General features: G+C 62.2%; 1 protein-coding gene. It reads right to left on the reverse strand.

The features are described from left to right. Window positions 1–653: AMP-binding protein (locus NKH03_RS34875; RefSeq protein WP_352973383.1), on the reverse strand; the 653-nt coding region annotated here is incomplete at both ends.

The raw sequence follows: 653 nt of genomic DNA on the forward strand, positions 1-653 counted from the left end.
CGTCAGCTCGGGCCGGTTGAGGTAGCCGCGCGCAACCCCGGCCCCGCCGATATAGAGCTCGCCCACCGCCCCCAACGGCACCGGCTGACCATGAGCGTCCAGAAGATAGACAACCGTATTGCGAATTGGTCGTCCCAGCGGCACCCGTTGCCGGCTATCGAAAACAGCAGGTACCGAATAGCAGAGACTGAAGGTGGTATTCTCTGTCGGGCCATAGCCATTTGAGACCCGCAGCGTCGGATGTCGCTTCTGGCATGCTCTTATGGAAGCCGCGGAGACCTCTTCGCCCCCGACCAGCAGTTGCTGTAGCCGATCAGTACTCCGCTCCTCCCCCACATAGACGTCGAACAATCGGGCAGTCATCCAGGCGATAGTGACGCCTTGGTCTTGGATGGTCTGGGCCAGCGTTGCGGTCGAAAGGTGACGTTCAGGATAGAGCACAATGCTGGCGCCGTTCGCCAAGGCCCCCCAGACCTCGAACGTGGTCGCGTCGAATGTGGGCGAGGATGCGTTGAGAAAGACGTCCCGCGGGGAGATCTCTGCGAAATCGTTCCCCGCCACAAGACGCACCACTCCGCGATGCTCGACCATGACGCCCTTGGGCGTCCCGGTGGAGCCCGAGGTGTAGATGATGTAGGCGAGATGGCGGGGGG

Source organism: Mesorhizobium sp. M1406 (assembly GCF_040317555.1).
Lineage (GTDB): Bacteria > Pseudomonadota > Alphaproteobacteria > Rhizobiales > Rhizobiaceae > Mesorhizobium.